14 protein-coding genes are annotated in these 15469 nt (G+C 68.4%); 8 read left to right on the forward strand and 6 right to left on the reverse strand.

Annotation, left to right across the window (positions count from 1 at the left end; all coding sequences use genetic code 11):
* Nucleotide 1: 1 nt before the first annotated feature.
* From IMW82_RS12365 to IMW82_RS12380, 4 genes are all read left to right on the forward strand, one after another.
* Nucleotides 2–907, forward strand: a complete 906-nt coding sequence (locus IMW82_RS12365) for a hypothetical protein (protein ID WP_211004650.1) — start codon at nucleotides 2–4, stop codon at nucleotides 905–907.
* A 2-nt stretch (nucleotides 908–909) separates the two neighbouring features.
* Complete coding sequence (locus IMW82_RS12370; protein ID WP_211004651.1) at nucleotides 910–1845, forward strand: YbhN family protein; 936 nt, start codon at nucleotides 910–912, stop codon at nucleotides 1843–1845.
* Nucleotides 1846–1912: 67 nt separating this feature from the next.
* Nucleotides 1913–2995, forward strand: coding sequence for a DNA polymerase IV (dinB, locus tag IMW82_RS12375; RefSeq protein WP_211004652.1), 1083 nt, complete (start codon nucleotides 1913–1915; stop codon nucleotides 2993–2995).
* A 160-nt stretch (nucleotides 2996–3155) separates the two neighbouring features.
* Nucleotides 3156–3434 carry a hypothetical protein gene (locus IMW82_RS12380; RefSeq protein WP_108470622.1) on the forward strand — a complete coding sequence of 93 codons (279 nt, stop codon included), beginning with the start codon at nucleotides 3156–3158 and terminating at the stop codon, nucleotides 3432–3434.
* Between the two features lie 98 nt (nucleotides 3435–3532).
* Here IMW82_RS12380 and IMW82_RS12385 read toward each other — a convergent pair whose 3' ends face one another.
* Both IMW82_RS12385 and IMW82_RS12390 read right to left on the reverse strand, forming a co-directional pair.
* Complete coding sequence (locus IMW82_RS12385; protein WP_108470621.1) at nucleotides 3533–4162, reverse strand: trimeric intracellular cation channel family protein; 630 nt, start codon at nucleotides 4160–4162, stop codon at nucleotides 3533–3535.
* A 55-nt stretch (nucleotides 4163–4217) separates the two neighbouring features.
* The gene (locus tag IMW82_RS12390; RefSeq protein WP_108470620.1) at nucleotides 4218–4544 is read right to left on the reverse strand and encodes a DUF6249 domain-containing protein; all 327 of its coding nucleotides are present in this window, start codon (nucleotides 4542–4544) and stop codon (nucleotides 4218–4220) included.
* A gap of 121 nt (nucleotides 4545–4665) precedes the next feature.
* On the opposite strand from IMW82_RS12390, the gene IMW82_RS12395 reads away from it, so the two are divergent.
* Nucleotides 4666–5244: a sigma-70 family RNA polymerase sigma factor gene (locus IMW82_RS12395; RefSeq protein WP_108470619.1), complete on the forward strand. Its 579-nt coding sequence runs from the start codon at nucleotides 4666–4668 to the stop codon at nucleotides 5242–5244.
* Nucleotides 5241–5720 carry a hypothetical protein gene (locus IMW82_RS12400; protein ID WP_211004653.1) on the forward strand — a complete coding sequence of 160 codons (480 nt, stop codon included), beginning with the start codon at nucleotides 5241–5243 and terminating at the stop codon, nucleotides 5718–5720. Before IMW82_RS12395 ends, IMW82_RS12400 begins: the two co-directional genes overlap by 4 nt.
* A 76-nt stretch (nucleotides 5721–5796) precedes the next feature.
* Here IMW82_RS12400 and dapB read toward each other — a convergent pair whose 3' ends face one another.
* The 4 genes from dapB to aceF all read right to left on the reverse strand — a co-directional run bounded on the left by dapB (nucleotide 5797) and on the right by aceF (nucleotide 10854).
* A complete protein-coding gene (gene dapB, locus IMW82_RS12405) occupies nucleotides 5797–6597 on the reverse strand; it encodes a 4-hydroxy-tetrahydrodipicolinate reductase (RefSeq protein ID WP_211004654.1) in 801 nt (266 codons plus the stop codon).
* Nucleotides 6598–6723: 126 nt separating this feature from the next.
* Complete coding sequence (locus tag IMW82_RS12410) at nucleotides 6724–7371, reverse strand: dihydrofolate reductase family protein (RefSeq protein WP_211004655.1); 648 nt, start codon at nucleotides 7369–7371, stop codon at nucleotides 6724–6726.
* Between the two features lie 180 nt (nucleotides 7372–7551).
* Complete coding sequence (lpdA, locus tag IMW82_RS12415) at nucleotides 7552–9369, reverse strand: dihydrolipoyl dehydrogenase (RefSeq protein WP_211004656.1); 1818 nt, start codon at nucleotides 9367–9369, stop codon at nucleotides 7552–7554.
* Nucleotides 9370–9384: 15 nt separating this feature from the next.
* Nucleotides 9385–10854: a dihydrolipoyllysine-residue acetyltransferase gene (gene aceF, locus IMW82_RS12420; protein ID WP_345777132.1), complete on the reverse strand. Its 1470-nt coding sequence runs from the start codon at nucleotides 10852–10854 to the stop codon at nucleotides 9385–9387.
* A gap of 108 nt (nucleotides 10855–10962) precedes the next feature.
* On the opposite strand from aceF, the gene IMW82_RS12425 reads away from it, so the two are divergent.
* Together IMW82_RS12425 and IMW82_RS12430 are read left to right on the forward strand one after the other, a co-directional pair.
* Entirely contained in the window at nucleotides 10963–11847 is an 885-nt protein-coding gene (locus IMW82_RS12425; protein WP_211004658.1) for an ABC transporter ATP-binding protein, read from the forward strand.
* A gap of 20 nt (nucleotides 11848–11867) precedes the next feature.
* Complete coding sequence (locus IMW82_RS12430) at nucleotides 11868–15467, forward strand: M1 family aminopeptidase (RefSeq protein ID WP_211004659.1); 3600 nt, start codon at nucleotides 11868–11870, stop codon at nucleotides 15465–15467.
* Nucleotides 15468–15469 lie beyond the last annotated feature (2 nt).

Here is a 15469-nt window from a genome sequence, read left to right on the forward strand (position 1 = left end):
CATGTCCACGCACGCTGTTCCTCGCCGGCTCGCCGTCGCCACCTCCGCCGACCATCCCTCGATCCAGCCTGACGACGCACACCTGGCCGCTACGCTGCAGCGGCTGGATATCCAGCCGGTGGTCTGCGTGTGGAACGACCCGGCGGTGGACTGGTCGGCATTCGACGCGGTGCTGATCCGCACCATCTGGGACTACTTCAAGCACCACGCGGCGTTCCTGCATTGGCTGGACCGGCTCGATGCGCTGGGCGTCCCCACCATCAACGACAGCGCGCTGCTGCGCTGGAACAGCGACAAGCGCTACCTGCTCGAACTGGCGCAGCACGGCGTGGCGATCATCCCCACTCGGCTGGCCAGTGCCGCCACGCTGCCCGACGTGCTGGCGGCGATGGCGGGGCAACCGGTGGTGATCAAGCCCAGCGTCAGTGGCAGCGCCTGGCACACGCTGCGCGGCACCGCCGGCGACGCGGCGTTCGCCGACGCCGTGGCGCAACTGCCGCGCGGCCACGACTACCTGGTGCAGCCGTTCGTGCCGGAGATCGTCAGCGACGGTGAATGGTCACTGCTGTATTTCGCCGGCGCATTCAGCCATGCGGTGATCAAGCGCCCGGCCGCCGGCGACTACCGCGTGCAGGGCGAGTACGGCGGCAGCGCCGAGCCGGCGCAACCCGATGCCACGATCCTGGCCGCGGCCGACCGCGCGCTGGCGGCGGTGGCCGCGATCGGCCATGGCGACCACGCCTACGTGCGCGTCGACGGCGTGGTCAGCGGCGGGCGTTTCCTGGTGATGGAACTGGAGCTGATCGAACCGTTCCTGCACCTGGCCGCACACCCGGCCGCCGCCGAGCGACTGGCACGGGACGTGGCCGCCCGGCTGTCGCCGGCGGCGCTGGCGGAAGCGCGCTGAGCATGGCGGACCCGCACGCTCCCGCCGGTTCGCCCGTGCGCTGGCTGCGCCTGCTGTCGTGGTCGAGCTCGCTGGCGGCGTTCGCCCTGGCGCTGTGGCTGCTGCATCGCTACGTCACCCACCTCAGCTGGCACGACGTGGCAGCGGCCTGGTCGCAGTTGCCGGGTTGGCGCATCGCGTGTTCGGCCGGGGCGGCGCTGCTCAGCCTGACGATGCTGGCGATGTTCGACGTGCTGGCCGCGCGCACCGTGGTGGGCGACCGCATCCCGGCGAAGCTGGCCGCGTTCGCCGGCGCGGTCACCCAGGGCATCTCGAACACGCTGGGTTTCCACGCGATCACCGGCACCGCGCTGCGCTACCGCATCTACGCCACCGCCGGGCTGGGTGCCGGCGACATCGCGCGCATCGTGGCGCTGGCCGGGTTCGGCGTGGGGCTGGGTTTCGCGGTGGTGATCACCGGCGCGCTGTGCTGGCAACCCGCGATCACGCAGGGCTGGGGCCGCTGGCCGGGCGTGGCGCTGCTGCTGTTGCTGGCCGCGCTGGTCGCCTGGCTGGCACGCCCGCGCGTGCTCGCGCTGGGGCGATTGACGCTGGCGCTGCCCAGCGCACGCATCGCCGCCGCGCAGATGCTGGTCGGCGGCGTGGAGATGCTGGCCGCGCTCGGCGCGCTGTACGTGCTGCTGCCGGCGGCGAGCGCGCCGCCGTTCGTGGATTTCCTGCCGATCTACGTGGCCGCCGTGCTGGCCGGCATCGTCAGCCATGCACCGGGCGGGCTGGGCGTGTTCGAGACGATCATGCTGGCGTCGTTTCCGCCCGAGGCGCGCGCCGACCTGCTCGCCGCGATCCTGTGCTACCGGCTGACCTACACCGCATTGCCGTTCGTGCTGGCCAGCGCCGCGCTGGCGGTGTTCGAGTGGCGCGGGCGTCGACGTCGCTGAACCTTGGTTCGGCGCGACGCGTGCCGCTCGCTAGAATGGCCCGGTCCCCACTGGTCCGGCCACGCGCTTGTCCTCCGCCCCACGCAAGATTCTCCACGTCGACATGGACGCGTTCTACGCGTCGGTGGAGCAACGCGACGACCCGTCGCTGCGCGGCAAGCCGGTGGCGGTGGCCTGGCGCGGCGCACGTTCGGTGGTGTGCGCGGCCAGCTACGAGGCGCGCGTGTTCGGCATGCGCTCGGCGATGCCGGCGATCCGTGCCGAGCGGCTATGCCCGCAGCTGATCTTCGTGCCACCGGATTTCGTGCGCTACAAAGCGGTGTCGCGGCAGATCCGCGAAATCTTCGCGCGGCACACCGAGCTGATCGAGCCGCTGTCGCTGGACGAGGCCTACCTCGACGTCACCCACACGCTGAGCGGCCTGCCCTCGGCCACCGCTGTCGCCGAGGCGATCCGCGCGGCGATCCGCGAGGAAACGCAGCTGACCGCATCGGCCGGCGTGGCGCCGAACAAGTTCCTGGCCAAGATCGCCTCGGATTTCCGCAAGCCCGACGGCCTGTTCGTGGTGCGCCCGCTGCAGGTCGAGGCGTTCCTCACCCCGCTGCCGGTCGGCCGCCTGCCCGGCGTGGGCAAGGTGATGGAAGCGAAACTGGCGGTGCTCGGCATCGGCACCGTGGGCGAACTGCGCGCATTCGCACAGGCGGAACTGGAGCAGCGTTTCGGTCGTTGGGGCCGGCGCCTGCACGAACTGGCACACGGCATCGACGAGCACCCGGTGCAGCCGGAGCGCCCCACCCTGCAGATCTCCGCCGAAGACACCTTCGAGCACGACCTGCTGCTGGAGGAGCTCGAACCACACATCCGCCGGCTCGCCGACAAGGCGTGGGCCGGCTATCAGCACGAACATGCCCGCGTCGCGCGCACCGTGGTGCTGAAACTGAAGACCGCGGACTTCCATACCCTCACCCGCAGCCTCACGCCGGTACTGCGCCCGCAATCCGCCAGCGAGCTGGCCGACATCGCCTGCGCGTTGCGCGAACGAATCGAACGCCCCGCCGACAGCCGCTACCGCCTGGTCGGCGTGGGCCTGGCCGGATTCGTCGACCGCGACAGCTACCAGGCGCAGGCAGACCTGTTCGGCGCGGGCTGACGCCATCCGCGGACGAGTGGCGCGACGCCGGCACGCCGCCCGCGTGACGCGGTTCTCACGCAATTTCCTGCGCATATCTGCCGTTCATTCTGCCGTCCTTGCACAGCCCTATCGTGATTTCACCATGCGCCGCATGGTCCAACCCAACCGAGGTTACGCCATGACCAAGACCATCACCGCCGCCCTGATCGCCGCTGCCTTCGCCCTGCCGCTGTCGTACGCCCTGGCGGCACCGCAGCATGGCGGTGGCCACACCCCGCCGAGCCCGCCGTCGGCGTCGATGAACCACGACTCGCACGGCGACGCCGTGTCCACCGCCGCAAACGAGGCGAAGGCGGACGACACCAACGTCGGCAAGGCCGTCAGCCCGGTCGCCAACGACAAGAACAAGGGCAAGCACACAGCCAAGGGCCACACCAAGCACCATCATCACCACTGAGCGTCCCGTGTCATGAAGGGGCCGGATCGTGCGATCCGGCCCCTTCGTTTGTGCAGGCGTCGTGCGAACGTGCGCAAGCTCACGCCATCGGGCAGGCGTCAGCTGTCGGCGCGGCCGAGGCCGAAGCGCGGCAGGTTCCAGTGGAGGTACAGCGACAGGACGCGCAACGCGAAGCACAGCAGGATCGGCAACCAGGTCGCCCACAGCACGGGCCAGTGCAGGTGTTCGCCGACCACCGCCAGCGCGGCACCGGCCAGTGCGGCCAGGGCGTAGATCTCCTTCTGCAGCACCACCGACACGCGCGCCAGCAACACGTCGCGCGCCACGCCGCCGCCGATCGCGGTGATCATGCCGAGCAGGATCGCCACTTCAGCGTTGTGGCCGAACAGCAGCGCCTTGTGCGCACCGTACACCGCAAACAGGCCCAGCCCCATCGCGTCGAACAGACGCACCGGGTAGGTCAGCCGCTCCACCCACCGGTACGCCACGATCGTGAGCAAAGCGGCGACCATCGCGGTGAACAGGTAACGCCAGTCGGAGAGGCCCGCCGGCGGGACCGCGCCGATGCACAGGTCGCGCGCGATGCCGCCGCCGCAGGCGGTGATGTAGGCGACCGCCAGGATACCGAACAGGTCGAGATTGCAGCGCCGTGCCGCGGTCGCGCCGCTGATCGCGAACGCGAACGTGCCAGCCAGGTCCACCAGGTTGAACAGCAGTTGTTCGTTCATGCGGTCGGCTCACTTCATGGCGTGCCGACATGGCGGCGGTATCCCGCCGGTGAATCTAGCCGATCCGCCGCGAGATCGCGAAGAACGCCAGGTTGCCCAGGCCCGTCGCGCCGGCCAGCACGGCGATCATGCCCGGGGTGACTTCCTGCCAGCCGTACCACTGGATCAGCCCGAAACCGGCCGCCAGCGCCACCAGCACGATGCCCCAGCGCAGCGAGGAATGGCGCCGGCGCTGCTCCTCGTCGCGCAGCAGCGAGTTCACCAGCTCCTCCGAGCCGCCCGCGTTGACCATGTGCCGGCGCACCATGGCGTCGACGCAGACCTTGATCGAATAGGCGATGCAGACAAACAGGCTGATCGGGATCAGTTCGCCGAAATTCATGGTGCTCTCCTGGTGAGTGGATCTGGTGATGGTGGCTGTCGGAAAGTTAGATACAGCCACCGCCGCGCCGGTTGCAGCCGTCCACTTGCAACCGTCCACCGTCTGCGCGTATCCCTTGCTCATGGATGACATCCGCAGCAGCCCCGACCGCGAACTGGTCGACGCCGTGCTGGCCAACCGGCCGGGCGCGTTCGAACGGCTCGTGCGCGAGTACCAGGGACTCTGCTGGCACATCATCCAGCGCATGGTGCGCAACCCCGAGGACGCACGCGAGCTGTGCCAGGACACCTTCCTGCGCGTGCACCAGTGCCTGCACCAGTACCGTTACGAGAGCGCGCTGAAATCGTGGATCGGCCGCGTGGCCTACACCATCGCCTTGCGCCACCTGCAGCACAAGCGCATCCCGCTCATCGACAACGGTAGCGACGATGACTACGCCCTGGTGGAAAACGTCGGCGACGACTTCGACCTGGAAGCCGCCTGCGCCGACGAGGAAACCGCGCGGCACCTGCACGCGGCGATCGAGCAGCTGCCACCGTTGCAACGCACGCTGCTGACCCTGTACTACCTCGAAGAAACCGGCATCCCGGAGATCGCGCGAATCACCGGACTGGCCAGCGGCACCATCAAGAGCCACTTGTTCCGCTCACGCCTGCGCCTGCGCGGCGCGCTCGAAGCGCGGACCGGAGTTGCAGCATGAACCAGCATATCGATGATCCCATCCCTCCTTTCGACGACGCCGCGCACGAGCGCGAATGGCTGGCGCAGGAACGCGCCATGCGGCGCGAGCGCCTGCAGCTCGACCCCGCCGGCGACGACGCGCGCGGCCGGCGCTACCGGCTGCTCGCACGCGCCCTGCGTGAACCGCTGCCGGACGCGTTGCCAGCGGACTTCGCGCAGCAGCTGGCCAGGCGCGTCGCCGTTGTTCCGACTCGGCAGGCAGCCTCCGGTACCGCGTTCGAATTCGTGCTGGCGCTGGCGCTGGCTACCGCCCTGGCCGTCGCCACGGGCGTCGTGGTGGCGATGTACGGCAGTGCCTGGCTGCCGTCGTTCGTCACGATCCTGCCGACCCCGCATGCACCGACCACTCGCTGGCTGCTGGCGCTGGCCGGCTGCCTCGGCGCGTCGTGGCTGCTGGGGCAATGGCAACGGCACGCTCAAGAACGGGCGAACTGAGTCAGCAGTCGCCTGCGCACAAGACGCGGGCGCTGCTACGGCCACGAGCACTCCTGCAGTCGTGTGGCAGGGTGCCCTACAGCTCCAGCACCGCATCCAGCCCGCGGTGCAGGCCGACCAGGCCCGACACCTTGCGAATCGCCAGCAACGCACCGTCCACATAGGGCTTCGCACTGCTGCCGGCGTTGTGGCGGATCGTCAGCGTCTGGTCGGGCATGCCGAAGATCGCCTCGGCGCCGATCACGAAACCCGGCAGGCGCAGCGCGTGCACCTGGCTGCCGGCCAGCGTGCCACCGCGCGTCTCGCGCAGGCCGCGGGTTTCCTCCAGCGGCACCTCCAACTGCGGCTGGCGCACCTTGCCCATGCGCGTGGCCAGTTCGCGCACGGTGCCGCTGGGCGCATCCGGCTTGCCCGCGCTGGCGTAGTCGATCAGCTCCCACTGCGGGATCAGCTTCGCCGCCATCTCGGCGAACTTGATCAGCAGCACCGCGGTGAGCGCGAAGTTGCCGCAAGCCAGCACGCCACGCTGCCGCTCGCGTGCCCGCGCATCGATCTCGGCGTAATCCGCATCGGTGAGGCCCGAGGTGCCGATCACCACATGCGCGCCGTGTCCCAGCGCAGCGAGGACGTTCGCCTTGGCACTGTCCGGATGGGTGTACTCGACGAACACGTCGCAGGGCCGTGCCAGCGCCTCGGCGGCGCTGGCAAAGACCGGCGCGGCAAGCTCCGGTTCGCCCAGCACTTCGCCCAGTGACCGCCCTGCCTGCCGGCGCGAGACCGCGGCGACCAAGTCAAGATCGGCAGCCGCGGCAATCCCGCGCGCCAGTTCGGACCCGGCCCAACCGGTGGCACCGGCGAGACATACTTTCAATGGCATATCGACCTCGTCCTGATGGGGATGTTCCACCGCCGGCAATGAGTCGACACTATCGCCGGTTCCGATCGTTCGCCACGGCCAGACGCTCGATCCCCACGACGGCGCACGGCCAGCAGGGCCGACAGGTCACGCCCGCCTGCTCAGGAACACATGGGTGGCACGTTCGCCCGCGACGTGTCCCGTGCATTCGTAGCCGAGAGCAGGCAGATCGAGGCCGTTCAGCAGATGTTCCCCGGAGCCGAGCAGGACCGGCCGCATGGCGAGATGCAGTTCGTCGACCAGGCCCGCGCGCAGATACTGCCGGATGGTGGATACGCCGCCGCCCAGGCGGACATCGCGGCCACCCGCGGCAGCGGTCGCCTGCTCCAGCGCGGCGTGGATACCTTCGGTGACGAAGCGGAACTCGGTGCCTCCCGCCATCCTGAGCGGTGCGCGCGGATGGTGCGTCAGCACGAAGACGGAGGTGTGGTACGGCGGCTCGTCGCCCCACCAGCCCTTCCAGCCGTCGTCCGGCCACGGGCCGCGGACCGGCCCGAACATGTTGCGCCCTAGAATCCAGGCGCCGATGCCGGCGAAGCCCTGCTCCACGATGCCGTTGTCGACGCCCGTCTCACCCTCGTCGCCGCCGTGCATCTTCGACCATGCGCGGGTGTGGAAGATCCACTCCATCAACGCAGGGCCGCCGATGCCGAGCGGATGCTGGAGATCCTGGTCCGGTCCGGCGCCATAGCCATCGATGGAAAGGGCAAAGCTCGCGACGCGAAGTTTCGACATGAGATGACTCACTGCCTGGTCAATGGGCCCGCCAACCTGCGGGCGATGTCGCCATGATCGACGTTCAGGAGGAGCCGGACAATAGCTGCCTCGGACCGAACGCAGACGCGGGCGGGTCCATCCCGAAACCCGCCCACAAAAAAGCCCGGATCGCTCCGGGCTTTTTCCCTGCGACTCGGATCACTTCTTCTTCGGCAGGTACAGGTCGGTGATGGTGCCTTCGTAGACTTCGGCCGCCATGCCGACCGATTCGCCCAGGGTCGGATGCGGGTGGATGGTGAGCGCGATGTCGGCGGCTTCGCTGCCCATCTCGATCGCCAACGCCAGTTCGGAGATCAGGTCGCCCGCATGCACGCCAACGATGCCGGCGCCGACGATGCGGTGGGTTTCCTCGTCGAAGATCAGCTTGGTGAAACCCTCGGTGCGGTCGATGCCGATGGCGCGACCCGAAGCCGCCCACGGGAACTTGCCCACGCCGACCTTCAGCCCCTTCTCCTTCGCCTCGCGCTCGGTCACGCCGACCCAGGCAATTTCCGGATCGGTGTACGCCACCGACGGGATCACACGCGCGTCGAAGTGGCTCTTCTGTCCGGCCACCGCCTGCGCCGCGACATGCGCCTCGTGGGTGGCCTTGTGCGCCAGCATCGGCTGGCCGACCAGATCGCCGATGGCGTAGATGTGCGGCACGTTGGTGCGCATCTGCGTGTCGACATTGATGAAGCCGCGCTCGGTCACCGCCACGCCGGCCTTGTCCGCGCCGATCTTGCCGCCGTTCGGCGAGCGGCCCACCGCAACCAGCACGCGGTCGAACAGCGTGGTCTCGGGAATGCTGTCGCCCTCGTAGCCGACCTCGATACCCTTCTTGGTCGCCTTGGCGCTGACCACCTTGGTCTTCAGGTGCACGCCCTTGAGCTTGCCGCCCAGGCGCTTGGCCAGCGGCTTGATCAGGTCGGCATCGGCGCCGGGAATCAGCTGGTCCATGAATTCGACCACGGTCACCGCACTGCCCAGCGCCGAATACACCGTGGCCATCTCCAGGCCGATGATGCCGCCGCCGACGACCAGCAGGTTCTTCGGCACGTCCTTCAGTTCCAGCGCGCCGGTGGAGTCCACCACGCGCTCGTCGTCCCACGGGAACGCAGGCAGCTTCACCGACTGCGAGCCGGCGGCGATGATCGCGTGCTCGAAGCGGATCAGCTTCGTACCTTCGGCCGTCTGGACTTCCATTTCGTGCGGCGACACGAACATGCCGGTGCCCGTCACGGTGCGCACCTTGCGCGCCTTGGCCATGCCGGCAAGGCCGCCGGTGAGCTGGCCGACCACCTTGTTCTTGAAGCTGCGCAGCTTGTCGATGTCGATCTTCGGTGCGCCGAACGTGACGCCGTGCGCGCCCATCGCCGCGGCCTCGTCGATCACCGCCGCGGCATGCAGCAGCGCCTTGGATGGGATGCAGCCCACGTTGAGGCAGACGCCGCCGAGGCTGGCATAGCGCTCCACCAGCACGGTGTCGACGCCGAGGTCGGCGGCGCGGAACGCGGCGCTGTAGCCGCCGGGGCCGGAGCCGAGCACGACCAGCTTGCATTCGATGTCGGCCTTGCGGCCGGTGCCGGCCGCCGCCTGCGGTGCCACGTCACTCCCTCCCCTGCTGGCAGGGGAGGGTTGGGGAGGGGTGGCCGCCGGAACGGCGGCCGTCGTCGGTACAGCGGCCTTGGGCGCTTCCGGCTTCGCGGCTTCCGCCGGTGCCGCAGCAGCCTCACCAGCAACCTCCAGCACCGCAATCACCGCCCCCTCGGAAACTTCGTCGCCGACCTTCAGCTTCAACTCCCTGATCACGCCGGCAGCGCTGGAAGGAATCTCCATGGTCGCCTTGTCCGACTCCAGCGTGACCAGGCCCTGTTCCTTCGCCACCGTGTCGCCGACTTTCACCAGCACCTCGATCACCGGCACGTTGTCGTGGCCGCCGATGTCGGGAACCTTGATCTCGATCGTGTTCGCCATCGTCGTCGCCTCCGGTCAGAGCAGCAGCCGGCGGATGTCGCCGAGCTGGTTGGCGAGGAAGCTGGCGAAGCGCGCGGCGAGCGCACCGTCGATCACCCGGTGGTCGTACGACAGCGACAGCGGCAGGATCAGCCGCGGCGCGAATTCCTTGCCGTTCCACACCGGCTTGGTCACCGACTTGGAGACGCCCAGGATGGCCACTTCCGGCGCGTTGACGATCGGCGTGAAGTAGGTGCCGCCGATGCCGCCGAGCGAGCTGATCGAGAAGCAGCCGCCCGACATCTCCGCCGGGCCGAGCTTCTTGTCGCGCGCCTTTTTCGAGATCTCGGCGAGGTCGCGGGCCAGGTCGAGCAGGCCCTTCTTGTCGCAATCGCGGATCACCGGCACCACCAGGCCGTCGGGCGTGTCCACCGCGATGCCGATGTGGAAGTACTTCTTCAGGATCAGCTTCTCGCCGGATTCGTCGAGCGAGGCGTTGAACTGCGGGAACTGCTTCAGCGCGGCGACCACGGCCTTGATCTGGAACACCAGTGGCGAAACTTTCAGGTCCTTGTTTTCCTCGCCGAGCTTCTTGCGGAATGCCTCCATCTCGGTGATGTCGGCGTCCTCGTGCTGGGTGACGTGCGGGATCATCGCCCAGTTGCGCGCCAGGTTCGCGCCGGAGATCTTCTGGATGCGCGACAGCGGCTTCTCCTCGATCTCGCCGAACTTGGCGAAGTCGACCTTCGGCCACGGCAGCAGGTTCAGGCCACCCACCGAGGCGGCGGTGCCGGCCACCGGCCGTGCGCCGGAGGCGAGCGCATGCTTGACGTAGGTGCTGACGTCCTCGCGCTGGATACGACCGCCGCGGCCGCTGCCCTTGACCTGCTGGATATCCACGCCCAGCTCGCGTGCGAAGGCACGGATCGCCGGGCTGGCGTACGGCGCGTCGCCGGGCATCACGATGCTGGCATCCATCGGCGGGCGCGCCTGCGGCGACACGTCGCCCTCGGGCGCGTGGCCCGGCTGCGCGCCCTGGCCGGCGCTCGGCGCGGGCTTCGCTGCGGCGGGTGCCGGTGCCGGTGCGGGAGCTGCCGGAGCTGGGGCTGGGGCCGCTGCGGCAGGCTTGGTGGCGACCGCTTCGGCGGCTGCGCCATCGGCCTCGATGACCGCGATCACCGCGCCCTCGGACACCTCGTCGCCCACCTTCAGCTTCATTTCCTTCACCGTGCCGGCAAACGGCGAAGGCACTTCCATCGTCGCCTTGTCCGATTCCAGCGTGATCAGGCTCTGTTCCTTCTCCACCCGGTCGCCGGCCTTGACCAGCACTTCGATGACGGGAACGTCCGCGTGGCCGATATCGGGAACGCGGGCTTCTTTGAGGTCGGCCATGGTGACTCCTGCGGCGATGGCGTGCCGCTCGGGGATGGCGGCCGCATACAAGAGTTCAATCATAACGAAGGCAGGGCCGATCCGTACGCCCGGATCGTGGGGTCGCCGCGCCATTTACCATGCGCATACGTATGCATGACCTTGAGCGCACGCACCGGGCCGCCCCCTTCCCGTAACCTGACCCGCATGACCAAGCCGCATGGCGGCGCAGGAAAACACCCCATGCTGACCATTCGCGACCTGTCGAAGACCTACGCCAACGGCGTGCGGGCGCTGCGCGGCGTGTCGCTGGACATCCCCAACGGCATGTTCGGCCTGCTCGGCCCCAACGGCGCCGGCAAGTCCTCGCTGATGCGTACCATCGCCACGCTGCAGGACCCCGACGCAGGCACGATCCAGCTGGGCGGGATGGACCTGCTGGCCGACAAACAGGCCACCCGGCGCCTGCTCGGCTACCTGCCGCAGGAATTCGGCGTCTACCCGAAGGTGTCGGCCGAGGCCCTGCTGGAACACTTTGCCGTGCTCAAGGGCGTCGTCGCCAAGGGCGAGCGGCGCGAGCTGGTGGAATCGCTGCTGCGCCAGGTGAACCTGTGGGACGTGCGCAAGCGCAAGCTCGGCACCTACTCCGGCGGCATGCGCCAGCGCTTCGGCATCGCCCAGGCGCTGATCGGCGACCCGCGGCTGGTGATCGTGGACGAACCCACCGCCGGGCTCGACCCGGAGGAACGCAACCGCTTCCTCAACCTGCTGGCCGAGATCGGCGAGCGGGTGGTGGTGATCCTGTCCACCCACATCGTGGAGGACGTCACCGACCTGTGCTCGCGCATGGCGATCATCGGCCAGGGCCAGGTGCTGCTCAGCGGCGAGCCGGCCGAGGCGATCCGCTCGCTGGATGGCCGCGTCTGGCGACGCACGATCGACAAGGCCGAACTGGACGGCTACCGCGCCCGCATGAACATCCTGTCCATCCGCCTCGCCGGCGGCCGCACCCTGCTGCACGTGCTGGCCGACGCGTTGCCGGAAGAAGGCTTCGAAGCCGTCGCGCCCGACCTGGAGGACGTCTACTTCGGCCGCCTGCGCGCGCAGGCCACGGTGCAAGCCGCCTGACCGCGCGGCGAGGACGACCGATGTTTTCCGAAATTCTCCGCTTCGAGCTGCGCCAGCAACTGAAGGCACCGCTGTTCTGGATCATCGCGGCGGTGTTCGCCGCGCTGGCCTTCGCGTTCGCCAGCACCGACGCGGTGATCGTCGGCGGCGCCAGCGGCAACGTGCTGCGCAATGCGCCGCTGGTGATCGTGCGGCTGCTCGACAACCTCGCGCCGCTGTGCCTGCTGCTGGTGGCCGTCTTCGTCGCCGGCGCGGCCCTGCGCGACTTCGACCATGGCACCGCCGAACTGATGTTCACCACGCCGGTGCGCAAGCGCGCCTATCTCGGCGGGCGCTTCGCAGCGGGCTACCTGGTGACGGTGGCGATCATGCTGCTGTGCGCGCTGGGGCTGGCGGCGGGTGGCAGCATGCCGTGGATCGAGGCGGCGCGGCTGGGGCCACCGGACTGGCGCGGCTACGCCTGGGCGTTCGGCGTGATGCTGCTGCCGAACCTGCTGTTCATCGCGGCATGGCTGTTCCTGCTCGCCACCGCCACCCGCTCGCTGCTGGCCACGCTGATCGGCGTGATCGCCTTCATCGTGTTGCTCTCGGTGGCCAGGCTGCTGACCCAGGACGTCAACCACCACGCACTGGCCGCGATCCTCGACCCATTCGGCAACCGCACCCTGCAGATCGTCACCCGCTACTGGTCGGCGGACCAGCTCAACCGACAGTTGCCGGCGCTGGACGGCCTGCTGCTGTTCAACCGACTGCTGTGGACCGGCATCGCGGTAGTGCTTGCCGGCGCCGCGTTCGCGCTGTTCCGCACCGACCGCGAGGGCCTGCGGTGGCGCCGGCGCACGCGGCGCGCAGAGCCGCCGATCCTGCGCCACGCCGCCGGCACCACCGCGCCGGCGCCGCCGGCGGCGCAGCTGGCAAGCGACGGGCGCGCGCAATGGGTCCAGCTGCGCCACCTGCTGGTGTTCGATACCTGGAGCGTGCTGCGCGGCGTGCCGTTCCTGGTGATGCTGGTGTTCGGCCTGGTCAACCTCGCTTTCAGCCTGGCGCTGTCCGGGCGCATCTACGGCACCGCCACCTGGCCGGTGACGCACAGCGTGCTGGAGATATCGCAGGGTGCCCTGCAATGGCTGCTGTACGTCATCGTGATGTTCTACGCCGGCGAGCTGGTCTGGCGCGAACGCATGCAGCGCAGCGCCGAGGTCAGCGACGCGTTCCCGCTGCGGGACTGGGTGCCGCTGGCGGCAAAGCTGGGCGCCTTGCTGGCGGTGATCGTGGTTTTCCTCGCCTGCGGTGCGGTGTTCGGCATCGGCTGGCAGCTGGCCCACGGTTACACACACATCGAGCCAGGCCTGTACCTGGGCACGTTGGCGTTGCAGGCGATTCCGCTCGCGCTGCTGGCGGTGCTGGCGCTGTTCCTGCAGGTGATGTCCAACAACCGCTTCCTCGGCTATCTGCTGACCGTGCTGTGGTTCGTCTGCCAGATCGCCTTCCCTCTGCTGCACTGGGAGCACAACCTCTACAACTACGCCGCCGCGCCCTCCACGCCGTATTCGGACCTCAACGGCTTCGGCCATTTCCTCAAGGCCACGCTGTGGTTCGACTTCTACTGGGCTAGCTGCGCCGTCGCCTTGCTGGTGCTGGCGGCGCTGTTCTGGGTGCGCGGCACCGGGCAGTCGTGGCGCGAGCGGTGGCGCGAGGCAGGCACGCGCTTCCGCGGACCGTCGCGTATCACGCTGGGGCTGGCGCTGCTGGCCTTCGCGGGCAGCGGCCTCTGGATTTACTACAACACCAACGTGCTCAACCACTATCGCAGCGGCACCGCGGAAAAACGCGAGCGCGCCGACTACGAGAAGCGGTACGCGAAATACCTCGACGCACCGCAGCCGCGCATCACCTCGGTACGCACCGAGGTGGACATCCACCCCTACCGGCGCCGGCTGGAGATCCGTGGCCACTACACGCTGCTCAACAGGACCACGGCGCCGATCGACACGCTGTACGTGAACTTCGACCCCGACTTCACGGTGAATTCGCTGGACTTCGCGCCGCACGACACGGTGAGCGACGACAAGCGCATCGGCTTCGCCATCTACACATTGCGCACGCCGCTGGCGCCGGGCGCGTCGATGCCGTTCGACTTCGACATCACCTATGCGCCGAAGGGTTTCACCAACGAACCCGACGGCAAGTTCCTCGCCCACAACGGCACGTTCTTCAACAGCGGCGTGCTGCCGCAGTTCGGCTACCAGCCGCAGAACCAGCTCGTCGACCGCAACGACCGCCGCAAGTACGGCCTGCCGCTGGACGTGCCGCGCATGCCTCCACTGGGCGACCAGAAGGCGCGCGCCAACACCTACATCAGCAACGACGCCGACTGGATCGACTTCGATACCACGATCTCCACCGCCGCCGACCAGATCGCGCTGGCGCCCGGCGTGCTGCAGAAGGAGTGGATCGCCGGCGGCCGGCATCATTTCCACTACACCACGCTTCATGACGGCGGGCAGCACCCGATGCTGAACTTCGCTGCGTGGATGTCGGCGCGCTGGGCGGTGAAGCGCGTGGACGACCACGGCACCACCATCGCCGTGTACTACAACCCCGCCCACGCCTGGAACGTGGACCGCATGATCGAGGGCGCGCGGGACGCGCTGGCTTACTACGACACGCATTACACGCCCTATCAGTTCCGCCAGCTGCGCATCGCCGAAGTGCCCAACTACTACGGCTTCGCGCAGTCCTTCCCCGGCACCATCGCGTTTTCCGAGGCACTGGGCTTCATCGCCGACCTGCGCGACAAGAGCCGGATCGACTATCCCTACTACGTCACCGCTCACGAAGTGGCGCACCAGTGGTGGGCGCACCGGGTGGTCGGCGCGAACATGCAGGGCTCGACCATGCTCAGCGAATCGCTGGCGCAGTACTCCGCGCTGATGGTGATGAAGCAGAAATACGGCGCCGGCCAGATGCACAAGTTCCTGAAGTACGAACTGGACGGCTACCTGGCTGGGCGTGCCACCGAGAAGCTGGCCGAGGAGCCGCTGGCGAAGGTCGAGAACCAGCAGTACATCCATTACAAGAAAGGTTCGCTGGTGTTCTACGCGCTGCAGGACTACGTCGGCGAAGGCATGCTGAACGCGGTGCTGAAGCAGTTCCTGCTCGACAAGGGTTTCCAGCAGCCGCCGTACACCACTTCGCAGGAATTCATGGCCTCGCTGGGCAAGGCGCTCGACCCGAAGTGGCAGCCGCTGCTGGACGAGTTGTTCTGGAAGATCACCTTGTTCGACAACCGCCTCACCGGCGCCACCGCGAAGAAGCTGCCGAACGGCAAGTACGAAGTGAGCCTGCAGGTGCACGCCGGCAAGGTCTACGTCGACGGCAGCGGCAAGGAAACCGCAGCGAAGCCGGACATCCCGATCGAGATCGGCGTGTTCGCCGCTCCGCCAGGCAACGGCAAGGACGGCAAGCCGCTGTACCTGGGAAAACGCCTGCTGCCCGACGGTGACAGCACGCTCACCGTGACCGTCGACGGCAAGCCCGCGCTGGCCGGTATCGATCCCTACAACGAACTGATCGACAAGGTCTCCGGCGACAACCGCCGCGCGGTGACGGTGCAGTAGCT

Origin of the sequence: Rhodanobacter sp. B2A1Ga4 (genome assembly GCF_018101315.1) — a bacterium.
In the GTDB taxonomy this organism is placed as follows: domain Bacteria; phylum Pseudomonadota; class Gammaproteobacteria; order Xanthomonadales; family Rhodanobacteraceae; genus Rhodanobacter; species Rhodanobacter thiooxydans_A.